This window comes from Ferdinandcohnia sp. FSL W7-1320, assembly GCF_038050315.1.
GTDB lineage: Bacteria > Bacillota > Bacilli > Bacillales > Bacillaceae_L > Ferdinandcohnia > Ferdinandcohnia aciditolerans.
This window is the reverse complement of record NZ_JBBPAM010000001.1, coordinates 3,651,027-3,667,212: the sequence shown is the minus strand read 5'-3', so window position 1 is coordinate 3,667,212 and position 16,186 is coordinate 3,651,027. Positions and strand designations below refer to the sequence as shown.

Annotated in this window: 16 protein-coding genes and 2 riboswitches; of the genes, 11 read left to right on the top strand and 5 right to left on the bottom strand. The window is 37.0% G+C overall.

The annotated features are described in order from the left end of the window. The first annotated feature begins 56 nt into the window (after positions 1-56). Positions 57-1,390, top strand: a protein-coding gene (locus tag NST91_RS18090) for an IS3 family transposase (RefSeq protein ID WP_341333558.1) whose coding sequence is annotated in 2 segments (ribosomal slippage) — positions 57-501 and positions 501-1,390 — 1,335 coding nt in all. Because the reading frame shifts where the segments join, the coding sequence is not laid out codon by codon here. A gap of 65 nt (positions 1,391-1,455) precedes the next feature. On the opposite strand, the gene NST91_RS18085 is transcribed toward NST91_RS18090, so the two are convergent. Next, complete coding sequence (locus tag NST91_RS18085) at positions 1,456-1,812, bottom strand: DUF3905 domain-containing protein (RefSeq protein ID WP_341332241.1); 357 nt, start codon at positions 1,810-1,812, stop codon at positions 1,456-1,458. A gap of 146 nt (positions 1,813-1,958) precedes the next feature. On the opposite strand from NST91_RS18085, the gene ykzP reads away from it, so the two are divergent. Next, positions 1,959-2,114, top strand: a complete 156-nt coding sequence (ykzP, locus tag NST91_RS18080; protein ID WP_099354306.1) for a protein YkzP — start codon at positions 1,959-1,961, stop codon at positions 2,112-2,114. Between the two features lie 42 nt (positions 2,115-2,156). On the opposite strand, the gene NST91_RS18075 is transcribed toward ykzP, so the two are convergent. Then, entirely contained in the window at positions 2,157-3,902 is a 1,746-nt protein-coding gene (locus NST91_RS18075) for a B12-binding domain-containing radical SAM protein (RefSeq protein ID WP_341332240.1), read from the bottom strand. 211 nt (positions 3,903-4,113) lie between these two features. Between NST91_RS18075 and NST91_RS18070 the strand changes: the two genes are divergently transcribed. Both NST91_RS18070 and NST91_RS18065 read left to right on the top strand, forming a co-directional pair. Then, positions 4,114-5,874 carry a methyl-accepting chemotaxis protein gene (locus tag NST91_RS18070; RefSeq protein ID WP_341332239.1) on the top strand — a complete coding sequence of 587 codons (1,761 nt, stop codon included), beginning with the start codon at positions 4,114-4,116 and terminating at the stop codon, positions 5,872-5,874. 113 nt (positions 5,875-5,987) lie between these two features. Further along, the gene (locus tag NST91_RS18065; RefSeq protein WP_341332238.1) at positions 5,988-6,476 is read left to right on the top strand and encodes a methylated-DNA--[protein]-cysteine S-methyltransferase; all 489 of its coding nucleotides are present in this window, start codon (positions 5,988-5,990) and stop codon (positions 6,474-6,476) included. Positions 6,477-6,533: 57 nt separating this feature from the next. On the opposite strand, the gene mtnA is transcribed toward NST91_RS18065, so the two are convergent. The 3 genes from mtnA to NST91_RS18050 all read right to left on the bottom strand — a co-directional run bounded on the left by mtnA (position 6,534) and on the right by NST91_RS18050 (position 10,046). Next, positions 6,534-7,583 (bottom strand): S-methyl-5-thioribose-1-phosphate isomerase, encoded by a 1,050-nt coding sequence (gene mtnA, locus NST91_RS18060; RefSeq protein WP_341332237.1) that lies wholly within the window; start codon positions 7,581-7,583, stop codon positions 6,534-6,536. Positions 7,584-7,587: 4 nt separating this feature from the next. Next, positions 7,588-8,778: an S-methyl-5-thioribose kinase gene (mtnK, locus tag NST91_RS18055; protein ID WP_341332236.1), complete on the bottom strand. Its 1,191-nt coding sequence runs from the start codon at positions 8,776-8,778 to the stop codon at positions 7,588-7,590. A 255-nt stretch (positions 8,779-9,033) separates the two neighbouring features. Next, positions 9,034-9,168, bottom strand: a riboswitch (SAM riboswitch). A gap of 86 nt (positions 9,169-9,254) precedes the next feature. Beyond that, complete coding sequence (locus NST91_RS18050) at positions 9,255-10,046, bottom strand: carbon-nitrogen family hydrolase (protein ID WP_121445307.1); 792 nt, start codon at positions 10,044-10,046, stop codon at positions 9,255-9,257. 96 nt (positions 10,047-10,142) lie between these two features. Here NST91_RS18050 and NST91_RS18045 point away from each other — a divergent pair, with 96 nt between their 5' ends. The 7 genes from NST91_RS18045 to NST91_RS18015 all read left to right on the top strand — a co-directional run bounded on the left by NST91_RS18045 (position 10,143) and on the right by NST91_RS18015 (position 16,093). Continuing rightward, positions 10,143-11,318 (top strand): pyridoxal phosphate-dependent aminotransferase, encoded by a 1,176-nt coding sequence (locus NST91_RS18045; RefSeq protein ID WP_341332235.1) that lies wholly within the window; start codon positions 10,143-10,145, stop codon positions 11,316-11,318. A gap of 139 nt (positions 11,319-11,457) precedes the next feature. Then, positions 11,458-11,564: riboswitch (SAM riboswitch) on the top strand. A 76-nt stretch (positions 11,565-11,640) separates the two neighbouring features. Beyond that, positions 11,641-12,879, top strand: coding sequence for a 2,3-diketo-5-methylthiopentyl-1-phosphate enolase (mtnW, locus tag NST91_RS18040; protein WP_341332234.1), 1,239 nt, complete (start codon positions 11,641-11,643; stop codon positions 12,877-12,879). 2 nt (positions 12,880-12,881) lie between these two features. After that, complete coding sequence (locus tag NST91_RS18035) at positions 12,882-13,550, top strand: 2-hydroxy-3-keto-5-methylthiopentenyl-1-phosphate phosphatase (RefSeq protein ID WP_121445304.1); 669 nt, start codon at positions 12,882-12,884, stop codon at positions 13,548-13,550. After that, complete coding sequence (locus NST91_RS18030; RefSeq protein WP_121445303.1) at positions 13,537-14,157, top strand: methylthioribulose 1-phosphate dehydratase; 621 nt, start codon at positions 13,537-13,539, stop codon at positions 14,155-14,157. Before NST91_RS18035 ends, NST91_RS18030 begins: the two co-directional genes overlap by 14 nt. Before the next feature lie 21 nt (positions 14,158-14,178). Beyond that, entirely contained in the window at positions 14,179-14,724 is a 546-nt protein-coding gene (locus NST91_RS18025; protein WP_121445302.1) for an acireductone dioxygenase, read from the top strand. A 176-nt stretch (positions 14,725-14,900) separates the two neighbouring features. Beyond that, positions 14,901-15,530, top strand: coding sequence for a cyclic di-AMP binding protein CbpA (cbpA, locus tag NST91_RS18020; protein WP_121445301.1), 630 nt, complete (start codon positions 14,901-14,903; stop codon positions 15,528-15,530). Positions 15,531-15,832: 302 nt separating this feature from the next. Beyond that, positions 15,833-16,093, top strand: a complete 261-nt coding sequence (locus NST91_RS18015) for a Spo0E family sporulation regulatory protein-aspartic acid phosphatase (protein WP_121445300.1) — start codon at positions 15,833-15,835, stop codon at positions 16,091-16,093. Positions 16,094-16,186 lie beyond the last annotated feature (93 nt).

Below are 16,186 nucleotides of genomic sequence, written 5' to 3'. Positions count from 1 at the left end.
TAAATGTTAGACACTCTAATCTAACGTTTACGGGGTGTTTTTATGGCTAATTTACAATAGAAAAGAAATTAGAAGTTGTCCAAAGGTACTTAAATAATGAGGGTGGATATGGGTATCTTAGTAAAATGTTTGGAATATCTAAAAGCACAATAAAAAAATGGGTTTTACAGTATCAATATCATGGTGGAAAAGGGCTAATAAAAAGCTATACAAACTATACTGTTCAGTTTAAACTAGACGTACTAAAATATATGAACGAACAAGGGACATCTCTATATGAAACAGCTGCTATTTTCAATATTCCATCTCCCAGTACCATAATTACTTGGAAAGTGAAGCTTGAAACCAAAGGATTGGATGCCCTTAAAGTGAAGAAAAAGGGGCGTCCATCTATGGAAAAAGAATCAAAGAAGCTAGCACCAGTTGAAGGATCAGTTGAAGCACTACAAGCGAAAATTGAACGTTTAGAAATGGAGAACGCCTATTTAAAAAAGTTGAATGCTTTAGTTCAAATGCAAGAAAAGTTACAAACAAAATCAAAGCGCAAGTAATTTTTGAACTAAAGCATAAGTATGAAGTTGTGGATCTTGTTGAAGTCGCTGACATTAAACGTAGTACGTATTATTATTGGGAGAAAAGATTAAACCAACCTGATAAGTATGCGAACGTTAAAGAAAGTATTAAAGAGATATTTCATGAACATAAGGGTCGTTATGGACACCGTCGGATCACGATAGAACTAGAGAAACGAGGGTTTAAACACGATAAAAAAACCATCAATGGTTTAATGAATGATATGGGCTTACTATGCTTAGTCCGAATGAAAAAGTACCGTTCTTATAAAGGAAATGTGGGAAAAGTTGCTCCTAACATCCTAAATCGCGATTTTTCTGCAGAGAAAGTGAATCAAAAATGGGTAACTGATGTGACGGAATTCCACCTATTCGGTGAAAAGCGTTACCTCTCTCCAGTACTTGATTTGTGTAATGGTGAAATCATTGCTTATAATGTCATGAAACGTCCTGTTTATAAATTAGTGGGTGAAATGTTAGACCAAGCAATAGAACGTATTCAACCAGGAGATCAAGTGATTCTTCATTCAGATCAAGGCTGGCAATATCAAATGAGACAATATCAAGTGACATTAGAACAGCACCAAATTACGCAGAGTATGTCCCGAAAGGGAAATTGTTTGGACAATGCGGTCATGGAAAACTTCTTTGGCTTATTAAAGTCCGAACTCCTTTATCTACAGGAATTTGACAGTATAGAACATTTTGAAAAGGAATTAGATGATTATATTCACTATTACAATCACAAACGAATAAAGGCAAAATTAAAAGACTTGAGTCCTGTAGAAAATCGAACTCAAATCTTAAAAGTTGCGTAAAATATGTGTCTAACTTATTTGGGGCAGTTCAATTCGGGTGCTCTTTTTTGGATAGCTTTTTCTATTTAGTCGTTTCCATAGCTAGTGTCTTTTGATGGATGCATGAATGGAACTCCTTTAGGTTGTTTTTTACTTTCAAGTAATTCACGATTCTCGGTTGTATTCCAGCCGATATCGTTTGTTGGATGTACCCACTGGTCTCCGGCCATAATTTCTGGATCCACTTCATCGCTCCAATTATTCAATGGTGAATGGGGGGAGTCATAAAGACTATCGCCTATGACCACTCCATGTTCGTTAACAAATGGTTCCTCCATTTTGATTCCAGTACCTTTAAAGGATGGAGCTGAAATTTGATGGGGCATCGTTTCGTCTAAAATTGGTGATTCAATCTCTTCTGATTGTTTTTTCTTTTTTGTCAATCTTTATACACCTCACCTATCTATTTTCTATAGTGTTTGCAACAACCAGAAATTTATAAAATGTAAGGTTTAGAAAGAGGTGTATTTTACCACCTATGTAGATGACATTCACGGTAAAAACTACAGATGAAAAGGGGGTAAAAACGATGAAACGTAAAGTGAAGTTTGATGCAGCAAGAAAGAGTAATTTTACACCAAAAGAAAGTATGCCTGATACAGAATTTTCAGCAGAAGCAGATTATGAAAATCCAATGAAGGGTGCAAATCGTAATTCCAAAAAAGGAAACAGCACTGGCGAGTAGTCCTCAAAAAAGGAAAAAAGAGTCAGCCAGGCTGACTCTTTCTTATGAAACTTTTCGAGAATACACTTTTGCTTGTCTTTCAATCGGATCAAAATAAACGAGTAAATACGTATCTTGTAATTTGATCTCACCTGTTTGTTTATAAGTCTCAAGGTCAAATGGTATTTTTTCAACAACTGTATGCTTGTATAAATCTTTTTCTTGAAGTTCTAGTCTGCTGAATTCCTCACCTAGAGCAGTCGGTTCCTCCACAATCTCCTGATAGAAGTTTGCACGATCTTGCTTACTTACAAGGTCTTCCCACCAAGGTTTACGTGGCTTGTATTTTTGATTTCTTAAATAATCATATTTCATTATAGCTTCTATAACCGGGAGCTGATATTGGTTTGTCGCTTGTAAAAATTCATAGAGCCGCTTGAATAAATCCTCTAACTGGTGACCAATTCGAGACCATCCACGCTCATCCCAATACGTACCAAAGTCTTGGAAGAAATCAAATGGTGTCTCAAAACTATGAGTAACCAAAAACTCCACCGTCTCGTTCATTCGATGGTCATTCCAATATTTTTCAAGTACATCCTCTACCTGCTTAATTCTTGTTATATCCTCAAAACTCAAAACATTATTTCCTAGAATCTCATAAGGTGAGTGATCCATATAGATATAATCGTGCTGTGCTGCAGTGATTCGTACTCCTGTACCACGAAGCATTTTTAAAAAGCCAAGCTGAAGCTCCTCGGGACGCATTTCAAACACATCATTGAATGTTTTTCGGAAGGATTGGTAATCTTCCTCAGGTAGACCGGCAATCAAATCTAAATGCTGATCGATTTTTCCGCCTTCTTTGACCATCATTACAGTCCGCTGCAGCTTTGTAAAGTTTTGCTTGCGTTTAACCAATTCATTTGTTAAATCATTTGTTGATTGAACCCCGATTTCAAATCGGAACAGCCCAGCAGGTGCATTCTTATTTAAAAAGTCAATGACTTCAGGTCTCATAATGTCTGCTGTAATTTCAAATTGGAAAACAGTGCCTGGACGGTGTTCATCAATTAAGAACTGAAACATTTCCATGGCATAGCTTCTGCTAATATTGAAGGTGCGGTCAACGAATTTTATTGTTTTAGCACCATGGTCCATTAAGAAACGAATGTCATCTTTAATTTTTTCACGATCAAAATAGCGCACACCAACTTCAATGGAGGAAAGGCAAAATTGGCAATTAAATGGACATCCACGACTTGTCTCAATGTAAGTCACTCGTTTTGATAAATGTTCGAGGTCTTCTTCAAACCGAAAAGGTGATGGTAATTCTTTAAGATTGAGCTTATTTCGTTGTGGATTGATTTTCAAACGATCTTCTTTACGGAAAGCGACACCACTGATGTCATCTTTACTTTCATTATCACGAATCGCAGTCAGTAGATCTTTAAAAGTTTCCTCTCCTTCACCCATGACAATGTAATCAACCTCGGGTATGCGCTCAAGCCATTCATGAACATCATAAGTCACCTCAGGGCCGCCAAGGATAATGATTAGCTCCGGATTTATTTTTTTAAGCATTTTGATGACTTTAATCGTTTCTTCGATATTCCAAATGTAACAGCTAAAGCCGATAATATCCGGCTTTTTTCGATACAAGTCAGTAACGATGTTCATTGCAGGGTCCTTAATTGTATATTCCGCGAGTGTAACATCAAATTCAGGTGCTGCAAAAGCCTTTAAATATCGAATCGACAGACTTGTATGGATATACTTTGCATTTAACGTACTTACAACAATATTCATTTTTTTACTCCTTATTTTAAAAACACTATGATTAACTAATATATTCTACCACATGAGGCTACTTGCACCAAATACAAGTGAATATTCCTTAGTTTAATTCTCAGAATTCATTCCAAAGTCCGACAATTTCTACTATAATAAAGAATAGCGAAACAGAGATTTTGTCGAAAGATCTAAAATAGAGAAAAGAAGTAAACAAGGGGGTAGGCTCTTGAAGGGGTCAATAAGGGAGAAACGGGAAAAGAACGAACATAGAAAGTTACCAACAAAACTAGCAGCATGGTGGCAAAATTTGAAGATTGGTAATAAATATGGAGTGGCATTTACGATTACCATTCTTTTATTTTGTTTATCGGCATTAGTCATTTTTGTACAGCTGCATCAAGTAAATAATGAAATGAAAGAAGTGAAAAAAAGCGGCGAGCAATCCATAATGATTACTGAAATTGCTAGTGTTTTCAACCAGCTAGGAAGCGAGATTAGTATTTACATACAAGATAGTAATGGAAAACACGTTACAGCATTTCAAGATTTAAGTAAACGATATGACAAATTATCTGATGAACTTAAGCCTTCTCTAACAACTATAGAGCTTCAGCATTATAACAAGGTTGGAGAAAATAAGCAAAAGCTCACCACTTTATTTGATGAGAAAGTTTTTCCAGCGGTTGTCTCGGCAAATAAGCTTAGTTCAATAGAAGCTAGTAAGGAAGCTGAACAAATAATTAAAGATACTGTCAGACAATTGGATCAGATGAGAGCGAACATGAAAGTAAAAAGTGAACGTGCCATTACAGTAGCAAATTCGAATGTAACTGGAACGGCTATTGTTTTACTTGTTTCAATAGTCATATCGACGATAATTGCTATTTTAAGCCTAGTGATAATCGGTAGAAATATTGGAAAGCAGCTTAAAAAATTGATTGGAATTTCGAATCGAATTGCAGAGGGTAACCTAAATGTCGATGTCATTCAAGTGAAAGGACATGATGAAATAGGGTTGCTCAGCAAGTCATTGAACGTAATGAATGAAAGCCTTCGGTCGATGATTCGCGAAATTACAACGGTTTCCGAGCAAGTAACTACAAAGAGTTCCGAATTAATGATCTCGTCAAGTGAAGTGAAAGCAGCGAGCCAGCAAATTGCGTCTACCGTCCAAGAGTTATCAACAGGGGCTGAAGAGCAGGCTAACTCCTCTACACAATTAGCTAAAATGATGGATGATTATGCTGAGAAAATTAAGACAGCAAATCAAAGTGGAATCCAAATCAATGAGTCGTCACAAAACGTATTGGATATGACGAAAAAGGGCCATGAATATATGAGTGCCTCAACAGAGCAAATGAATAAAATAAACAACATCATGCAATTTTCCGTCGAAAAGGTAAAAGGACTAGACGAACAAACAAAACAAATATCTACCCTTGTTAAGGTCATCCGAGATATTGCAGATCAAACGAATCTGTTGGCACTTAATGCAGCAATTGAAGCAGCACGAGCAGGAGAACATGGAAGAGGATTTGCAGTTGTTGCAGATGAGGTCCGGAAATTAGCTGAACAAGTATCTCATTCAGTTAAAGACATTACTGAAATTGTAAATAGCATTCAAAAGGAGTCAAATTCAGTTGCTCAGGTTTTATTAAATGGATACAGCCAGGTAGATGAAGGGTCCAAACAAATTCAAATAACTGGACAAACGTTTAAGGATATTTATGATGCCGTTACAGACATGGTTAAGCGTATCCAAACGATTTCTGAAAATCTTGATACAATTACAAGTAATACGGTGGAAATGAATGTATCGATTGACAATATTGCTGCGGTTTCAGAGCAGTCAGCAGCTGGAGTTGAGCAAACGTCTGCCTCTGTTCAACAGACCACGAGTACGATGGAAACAATTTCTGACCATTCAGAGCTGTTATCTCATTTAGCAAATAGACTAAACACCATGATTACTAAATTCAAACTATAAGGCGGACAGGCCAGTGCACTAATCAAAGCACTGGCTTTCTATTTAGAAAATATAGGATTTCCAAAATGTTTCAGGGTTTTGTAAAATAAAAGTAGAGAAGGGAGTTCTGCGCGATGTATAAATATAGTGAAATGAATACCGATATATTTGGAACTATTTATATCCTTGTCCACGGAATGGAATTAGTTGACATCTCACTCTCTGAAGAGGACTGGGAAGTGGCAAATAAAAAGTACAATGCTTCCAATGCTCCGGACGATGCTACTATCGTTAAAATTAAAAATCAGCTTGAGGAATATTTTAGCGGGGAACGAAAGATATTCAGCCTCCCAATTAAATTTCGTGGTACAGTGTTTCAAGAACAGGTGTGGAATGAACTTTTAAATATTCCATACGGTGAAACTCGCTGTTACGCGGATATTGCGGATGCCATTGATAATCCAAAAGCCGTTCGTGCGGTTGGACAAGCCAACAGGAAAAATCCAATTCCGATTGTAATTCCATGCCACCGTGTAATTGGAAAAGACAAGTCATTGACGGGATACTCTGGTACACGAACAGATTTAAAAGAAAAATTGTTGGAATTGGAAGGCGTGTTTTAAAGATCTTTCAAATCAAAAAATCCAGTGTGCCTTCACACTGGATTTTCTTATAATCTATTATCTTTCAAACACCTGCTGGATTTCCGTTCTTAGCTCGCCTTGTAAAATTCCTTTTTCCGTAATAATCGCTGTAATCAGTTCATTTGGTGTAACATCAAACGCAGGATTGTATACTTTTACTTCTTTTGGAGCGACGCGAACACCACCCAAATGAGTCACTTCTTCTGGATTTCGTTCCTCAATCGGAATTTCTTTTCCACTTTCCAATGTCACGTCAAACGTAGAAAGAGGTGCCGCGACATAAAATGGAATACCGAATGTTTTTGCTAATAACGCCAAATTAAAGGTTCCTATTTTATTGGCAGTATCCCCATTTGCTGTAATTCGATCAGCACCTACAATGATCGCATCAATGCCTTTTTCCAAAATTGTATGGGCGGCCATATTGTCCGTAATGAGTGTTACATCCACTCCTGACTGAAGTAGCTCCCAAGTTGTTAACCGAGCACCTTGTAATACTGGTCTTGTCTCAGATGCATAGACTGATAGATTAATTCCTTGTTGTGCAGCAAGATGGAAAGGTGCTAGTGCAGTTCCATAACGTGCTGTTGCGATTGAACCCGCATTACATATTGTCAACACCTTGAATCCATCTTTGAATAGAGAAAGTGCATATTCACCAATTTGGCGGCAAACCCCTTCATCTTCTGCTTGAATTCGAATCGCCTCATGGACAAGTGTTGTTTTTGCTTCATTCACTGACTTTGAAGCTTCGATACTTGCAACTAGACGGTTTAATGCCCAAATTAGATTTACAGCGGTAGGGCGTGAGCTTCCTAAGTATTCTTTATCTTTTTGGAGTCTTTCCTTGAATTCTTGTATGGATGTTACATCATAGCCTTGAGCAGACAATGCTAAACCAAACGCAGCAGTAATTCCTATTGCTGGAGCTCCACGGACTTTTAATGTGGTAATACTGTCCCAAACATCCTCAATTGAAAAAAGGTCGATAAATACAGTTTCCAACGGAAGCTTTGTTTGATCTAATAGTTTGATATGTGTTTCATTCCACTGAACAGATTGAGGAACTTTTTTTGTGTATGTCATGTTGTCACTCCTTAGCTGTTTTTTCTACATAGTTTCGTAGAGTTCCAAGTTCCTTGATTGACTTGCGTTCTTTTATTAATTCTTTTCCTAAACGTAGTGCATGCTGTTTAGTTGCGATTTTTTGTTCAATGCTTTCAATGCCATCTAAGTCAGCAACATGTGCAAGGCCGATTGTTCGACGTATCACTTCACAGCCAGCAAAACCAATTGCATCTTCAAAAGTTTGCTCAAGAACATATTCCAAATAACCTTCCGTATCACGATAAAGTTCAACCGCTTCATTTTTCCAAAGGTCTGAGAAAGTCCAGGAAAACACTTCCCATGTTCTTTTGATATGTTCGTATAATGGCTCACGGTACTCAGAATCTCTTGAAATTGCATTTAATAATAGATTTGCAATAAATTGCCCGATATCAAAACCGAGTGGGCCAAAATAGGCAAATTCAGGATCAATAACTTTCGTCTCAGTTTCACTAGCGAATATACTTCCTGTGTGTAAATCGCCATGTAATAGAGCATCTGCTTGAGTTAAGAACTTCTGCTTTAACTTTGCAATTTCAAGCTTCAGCGGTTGGTCAGCCCAAATTTGTTCAACATCATTCTGTAATTCCTCTTCGAAACTATTTGTATCGATATCGAAAAATGGATCTGTAAAAACAAGATCCTCCGTAATTTTACAAAGGTCAGGATTTATAAATTTTTGAACCAATATTTTTTTCTTCGATGGCTCTAGTCCAAAGTCTGAAGTGTAAAATAATGTTTTAGCTAAAAATGTTCCAATATGCTCAGATAAAAGCGGGAAGTTTTTACCTTCAATGAGACCTGCTCTTGAGATTTGCAAGTGGGAGAGGTCTTCCATCACAGTAATAGCTAGAATCTCATCAGAATAATAAACCTTTGGTACAAGAGTTGGCACATAATCCGCTGCTGCTAATAATGCATTTGCTTCAATTGTTGCTCGCTTTAAAGATAATGGCCAGCTTTCACCAACCACCTTTGCATATGGTAAAGCTTGCTTAATAATAATGCCATTTCCTTCTTCTTCGGTGATATGGAAAACTAGATTTAAATTTCCATCCCCAATTTCTCTGCATTTTAAAAATGTTCCTTCTTCAAACAAACCTAAACGAATGGCCAATGCCACCGCAGTGCTTTCTGTTAATGGTTCGTAAATCGATTGATATGAAATTGACATATTTATATTCCTCCAGAAGTATTATTTAATAGTTTGGAGGCTTTTCTAAAAACGGAAAAGCCTCTTTCATTGAAAGAGGCTTGAAGACACGGCTTCGCACCTCTTATCTGCCAAGAAGATCAAATGAGCCTTCAGCGAATTTGCGCACAGATTTTTTCGAGCTTGCTCGAAAATTTACCTTTGAAAATCTGTTGCATCCGCCGGAGGCTATAACTTTATTCAGTCTGGTTTTAAGCATGACTGAATAAAGTTATTCACTTCCTGCTGGAATTAGCACCGTGCCTTGTGGGTTTCCCCAGCGCTAAAAAATAGCGCCTCACCTTGCGATGGATTTACGGTCGGTTGCTGGGCTTCATCGGGCCAAGTCCCTCTGCCTACTCTTGATAAGAGATCAAATTAATTGATATTCTATTATATGTTGATACTGAAGAGAATGATATCAACGAATGTACATAATTGTCAATATATTTTTATTTCTATGAATGATAAAAATTAGGACGACGATCCTGGAAGATAGGAATTTGTTTTCTCACCTCTTTTACCTTGCTAAGGTCGATTTCTCCAACTAGAGTTGTGCTTTCAGTACCTGCTTCAGCAATAATGTTTCCCCAAGGGTCGATAACCATCGAATGACCTCCGAATTCATTATTAGGATTACTTCCAACACAATTACATGCAACAACATAGCACTGATTTTCAATCGCTCGACTAAGGAGTAATGTTCGCCAATGCTCAAGGCGAGGAAGTGGCCATTCTGCTACCACGAATAAAACTTCTGCGCCACTTGTTGTATGTGCACGAATCCATTCTGGGAAGCGAATGTCGTAACAAATCACACCAGCTGCTGGTACATTTTCAATTATGAAATCGCCTTTTGCTTCACCGGCCTTTAAATACAAATGTTCATCCATTAGCTTGAATAAATGTAGTTTGCTGTATTCACTTAGCAATTCTCCGTCTCGATTAAAGACAAACATCGTATTTGTCACACCTTGCTCCGTCTTTTTGGCTACAGAGCCTGCTACAATATTTACAGAGTATTGTTTTGCTAAGGTTTTTATAAACGTTTTTGTTTCATCGCCATTTTCATCTGCAATTTCATCTAATCTTGTTAAATCATATCCAGTCGTCCAAAGCTCTGGAAGGATGATAATATCAGGTTTGTCCTGATTCATTGTCTTTTCGATTTCTTTAGAAATTTGGGCAAAATTCTCTTGCGGTTTACCGAATTGAATATCATACTGTATACAAGCAATTTTAAGATTCATTTGGTATCCTCCCAGTGAAAATAATACTTTACAAGTTAACTCTAACAATATATTATTTTTGGTTAGTATTTCAAGTATTTTGAAGAAGGTGTAGATATGAAAAATTTCCAACAATCTGAAACCCTGCAAAAATTACCGAAACAGTTTTTTGCTTCTCTTGTAGCTAAGGTGAACAATGTAGTTGCCCAAGGGCATGATGTAATAAATTTAGGTCAGGGGAATCCTGACCAACCAACACCTCAACATATTGTTGAAGCTCTTAAAAAGGCTGCCGATCAGCCTAAATTTCATAAGTATTCTCCATTTCGTGGCCATACATTCTTAAAGAAGGCAGCGGCAGAATTTTACCAACGTGAATATGGTGTTGAACTTGACCCTGAAACAGAAATCGCGATTTTATTTGGTGGAAAGGCTGGATTGGTAGAGATTCCACAATGTCTATTAAATCCTGGGGATGTTGCATTAGTACCTGACCCTGGTTATCCAGACTATTGGTCAGGTGTTGAGCTTGCAAGAGCTGAAATGGCCTATATGCCTCTGAAAGAAGAGAATTACTTTCTACCAGATTACACAGAAATTGATTCAGAAAAGCTTGAAAAAGCAAAGGTAATGTTCTTAAATTACCCGAATAACCCAACAGGGGCTATTGCAACGAAAGAATTTTTTGAAGATACAATTTCTTTTTCGAAAGAACATAATATTTGTGTGGTACATGATTTTGCATATGGTGCGATTGGATATGAGGGGAAAAAGCCGATCAGCTTTTTGGAAGTTGAAGGTGCCAAAGATATCGGTATTGAAATATACACACTTTCAAAAACCTATAATATGGCAGGCTGGAGAGTGGGCTTTGCGGTTGGAAACCCAAGTGTAATTGAAGCAATAAATCTAATTCAAGACCATATGTACGTGAGTTTGTTCAGTCCCGTTCAAGTAGCAGCTGCATCCGCACTGACCGAGTCACAGGACTGTGTAAAAGAATTAGTAGACAAATATGAATCAAGACGGAATGCATTCATTGGTGCCTTAAAAGACATCGGATGGGATGTGAACGCACCTGAAGGCTCATTTTTCGCATGGTTACCTGTACCTAAAGGTTACACATCAGTTAGTTTTGCAGACCTATTACTAGAAAAAGCTCATGTTGCTGTAGCACCAGGAATCGGCTTTGGTGAATATGGCGATCGATATGTACGTGTTGGTCTTTTAACTGACGAAAATAGACTTGTTGAAGCTGCAAATCGAATTAAAAAACTAAACTTGTTTAAATAACCATTAAAATTTAAAAGTTAAAAAATGTTTGACAAGAAAAATAATTCCTGTCATAATCCTAATTAAATTCAATTTCGTAAAAATTAAATTTAGATTGAGCTTACTTAAAACATGGCTCAATATAATAATAGAATCTATTTTCTTATTAAGAGCAGGTGGAGGGACTAGCCCAGTGAAGCCCGGCAACCGACTTACAAATTGTAAGCACGGTGCTAATTCTTGCAGCATTAAGCTGAGAGATAAGAAGATGTTAGTTTGCTAACCTCTTCTTATGAAGAGGTTTTTTTCGTCTTATGGAACATTTTGAAATGAGGGTTGAAAAATGAGTGAAGTGATTGCTACGTATTTGGTGCATGACACCGGGGACAACTTAGTGAAAAAAGCTGAAGGTATCGCACTCGGCTTAACAATCGGCTCTTGGACAAATTTACCAAAAATAGAACAAAACCAACTTAAAAAGCATAAAGGTATAGTAATAAGTGTCGAGCATTTAGATTCAGACAACAGAGCAAGTCAATATTTAGGAAAGCAAGTAAAAAAGGGAATTATTAGAATAGCATACCCAAGCGCTAATTTTAGTGCAGACCTACCAGCTGTTTTAACAACTACCTTTGGTAAGCTTTCCTTGGATGGGGAAGTTAAACTATTAGATTTGGAGTTTTCTAGTGAATTAAAATCCACATTCCCTGGTCCGAAATTTGGAATTGAAGGCATTCGTGCAAAACTTGGAGTATATAATAGACCGCTGGTAATGAGTATTTTTAAAGGGGTCATTGGAAGAGACATAGCCTATCTCAAGGATCAGCTTCGTGAGCAGGCACTCGGTAGTGTGAATATCATCAAGGATGATGAAATACTCTTTGAGAACACGTTAACACCTTTGGAAACAAGAATCACTGAAGGGAAAAAGGTACTTGAAGATGTGTTCAAAGAAACCGGACAACGGGCACTTTACGCTGTAAACTTAACCGGAAGAACATTCGAATTAAGGGAAAAAGCTAGGAAGGCAGTAGAGTTAGGTGCTGACCTACTATTGTTTAATGTTTTTGCTTACGGAATTGATGTACTTCAAAGTTTAGCAGAAGACCCGCAAATTTCAATACCAATTATGGCCCATCCAGCTGTAAGTGGGACACTCACTCCTTCTGAGTTTTACGGATTTTCTAATAAGCTATTACTAGGAAAATTACTTAGATATGCTGGGGCAGATCTTGTCTTGTTCCCTTCACCATATGGTAGTGTTGCGCTTGAAAGAGAACAGACACTAGCAATTGCAGAAGAGTTAACAAAAAATGATGAGGTATTTAAACCAACATTTCCTGTTCCTTCAGCCGGAATCCATCCAGGCCTAGTGCCACTACTAATCAATGATTTTGGAAAAGATAGTGTCATCAATGCCGGTGGCGGTGTTCACGGACATCCTGATGGTGCAATTGGGGGCGGAATAGCCTTTAATGCTGCAGTTGATGCAGTACTAGGTGGAAAGACACTTATTGAATTTGCAAAAAATAGCCCTGAGCTTAAAAAGGCAATTGAATTATGGGGATATAAAGAGGTATAAAAATGAATAAACCAATTATCTTCTGTGATTTTGATGGTACAATCACGAATACTGATAACATTATTGCCATCATGAAAAGATTTGCTCCCCCTGCATGGGAGGAGATCAAGGACCAAGTTCTCTTACAAACAATCCCGATACAGTTGGGAGTGAGTAGAATGTTTGCGCTTTTACCATCAGCATCGCGTAAGGAAATTACAGACTATATACTCAACCATGCAGAAATACGAGAAGGATTTAAGGAATTTGTTGCGTTTACAAAAGAAGAGGAAATTCCCTTATACATTGTCAGCGGTGGGATTGATTTTTTTGTAGAGCCATTGCTTGACGGACTCGTTCCAAAAGAGCAAATTTACTGTAACAGATCCGATTTTACAAATGAAAAAATAAAGATTGTATGGCCATACACTTGTGATGATGAGTGCACAAACGAGTGTGGCTGTTGCAAGCCAACGTTGATTCGTAAGTTTGCAAATCAGGACGATTTTAAGATCGTTATTGGTGATTCCATTACAGATCTTCAAGCGGCTAAACTTGGAGACAAGGTCATTGCTAGAGATTTTCTTGTCCAAAAATGTGAAGAACTTGGAATTAATCATTCTTCATTCCATTCCTTTTTTGATGTAATAGAGATTCTAAAAAAGGAGGTTCTAACAAATGCTTCGAATTAAGCAATGGACAGAGCTTGCAGATATAAAAGATGAACTTGCAGCGCGTGATTGGTTTATGGGGACAAGTGGAAATCTTTCCATAAAAGTATCCGACAATCCTATCACATTTCTTGTTACAGCAAGTGGCAAAGATAAAAAGAAAAGAACTGATGAGGACTTTTTATTAGTGGATGAAGCAGGTTATCCAGTTACTCCTACTCACTTGAAGCCTTCGGCAGAAACACTTCTGCATGTTGAAATCTATAACAAAACAAATGCAGGTTGTAGTCTTCATGTTCATACAGTTGATAATAATGTCATTTCTGAACTATATGCTGACAAAGGAGAAGTTGTATTCAAGGGGCAGGAAATTATTAAAGCGCTTGGTTTATGGGATGTGGATTCAGAAATTAGAATACCAATCATCCAAAATGATGCTGATATCCCTACACTTGCAAGAAATTTTGGCAAGTATGTCACTAGCGACTTTGGCGCCGTACTGATCCGAAACCATGGAATCACTGTCTGGGCTAACAATGCATTTGATGCAAAAAAACATTTAGAAGCATATGAGTTTCTTTTTAGCTATCATTTAAAACTATTAGCATTAGCCCCTTTAAGGGTATAAAAAATTCACGAGGTGAGAAAAATGGCAAATATTAAATTACGTAATACAGGTGAGAGACTAGAGGGACAAGAAGAGGTAGCAGCATTTTTAGAAGAACAAGGTGTCCTTTATGAACATTGGGATACTAACAAACTACCAGAGGAATTAAGAGGAAATTGTAGAATTACGGATGAGCAAAAAGATCAAATCCTATCGATTTACGAAGCAGAAATCAAATCACTTGGTGAGCGTAACGGATATCAAAAATGGGATGTCATCGCATTGTCCGATGCTACTCCTAATCTTGATGAGCTTTTAAAGAAATTTGAACAAGTACATGTTCATACAGAAGATGAAGTACGTGCAATCGTAGCAGGACATGGAATTTTCATTATTAAAGGAAGTGGCGATACTGGCTACTTTGATGTTGAATTAGAGGCAGGGGATGTTATTTCTGTTCCTGTTGACACACCACACTTTTTCACACTAATGGATGATCGTGAGGTCGTAGCAGTTCGATTATTTATTGATCCAACTGGTTGGGTAGCTCATCCATTCCAAGACCCAGAGTTTACAGGTACAAAATAGGAATAGAAGGAGCTTTATGGTATTTTCCATAAAGCTTTTTTATATCAAAATGTTTAGAATATTCTTTACACATTAGTGTAAATATGTTACATTTTTGTTCATTGGAAAAAGAAATATTCTGATGCATATACTATAGGTAGTTGGGAATTCTTTCTACTGTAAGAGGAGTGGAGACTATGAAAATTCGCTATAATTTTGTTGAAAAATCAGATGTAAAATATTGTAACGACGATTTTACCGTCCAACAAGCACTTCAATTTTTAAATGAAACAGGATATCGGTCTGTGCCGGTATTGTCAAAAAATGGTACAACATTTGAAGGTTTAATTTATAAAGTTGACATTTTAGAGTACCTCTATGAAAAGAATGGAGATGCAAATGGAAGTATTCTTACCCTTGTCGAAAGTAAGGATGCATTTGTTTACGATGAGGATTCCTTCTTTAAAACATTTTTAACAATTCGTCGTTTGCCGTTTATTGCGGTGCTTAACTCCGAGAAAGAATTTCTTGGAATTATTACACATTCTAATGTTATGGATGTCCTTGAGGATTCATTTGGTATGCGGACAGGTGGATATACACTAACAATTGCTACGATTGAACATAAAGGTGCGATAAAAGATCTTGTATCTCTAATCCGTGACGTTAACATAGATGGAATGTTAACTCTGGATAATGGTGAAAAATACCTCCGTCGCATTATCCTAAATCTACCGGGAACTCTTGGAGAGGATAAGATTCAAGCTATCAAAAGGAAGCTCGAAACGAAAGAATTCCGTGTTACACATATCGATCGAATTAAATAAGAAAAATTTTAACCTATGGGTGAATTCCTGTAGGTTTTTCTATTGAAGTTTATGTCGGTTCCTGTATTATTTCGATTGTCGAAAAAGGTTGAATGGCAGCTTGGAAGCGATTTCGTACACAAATTTGTAAATTTTTTTAAGAAAAAAATGTCTATTTTTGCGAATCTATTTACATAAATAGTAGATTTTGTAATAATTCATAGAGTAGCAACTCAGCATGCACCAAAGGTAGTATTGGTTGGCATACGATAGTTGTATGCGGCGTTAGAATTTTCTAACGTGTGAATAAAGGAGTGGAAGTTTTGGAAACTAGACGTATAGATTACAAACAGATACTATTAGAGGATATTAATAGAAAAAGAGAAGAAATGATTGCTATCGCTAATAGTACGGGGTTTACAAGTAATGAAACAATTGAATGTAGTCAAGAACTTGATGAACTTATAAATATCTATCAACGAGCAGAAACAGCAGAACGAAACCATTCACTTTTTCGTCAGTTTTTAAAGAGAGTCATGTTATTTTTCTTACTTCAAAAAGTCAGCTATAAATCACAATCATAAAAAATATAACCTACCAAACAATTCATGAAAATGGATTGTTTATTTTTTTGCGAAGGGAAGAGGAATTTGCAAGGTTATGCCAAGACTCAATAA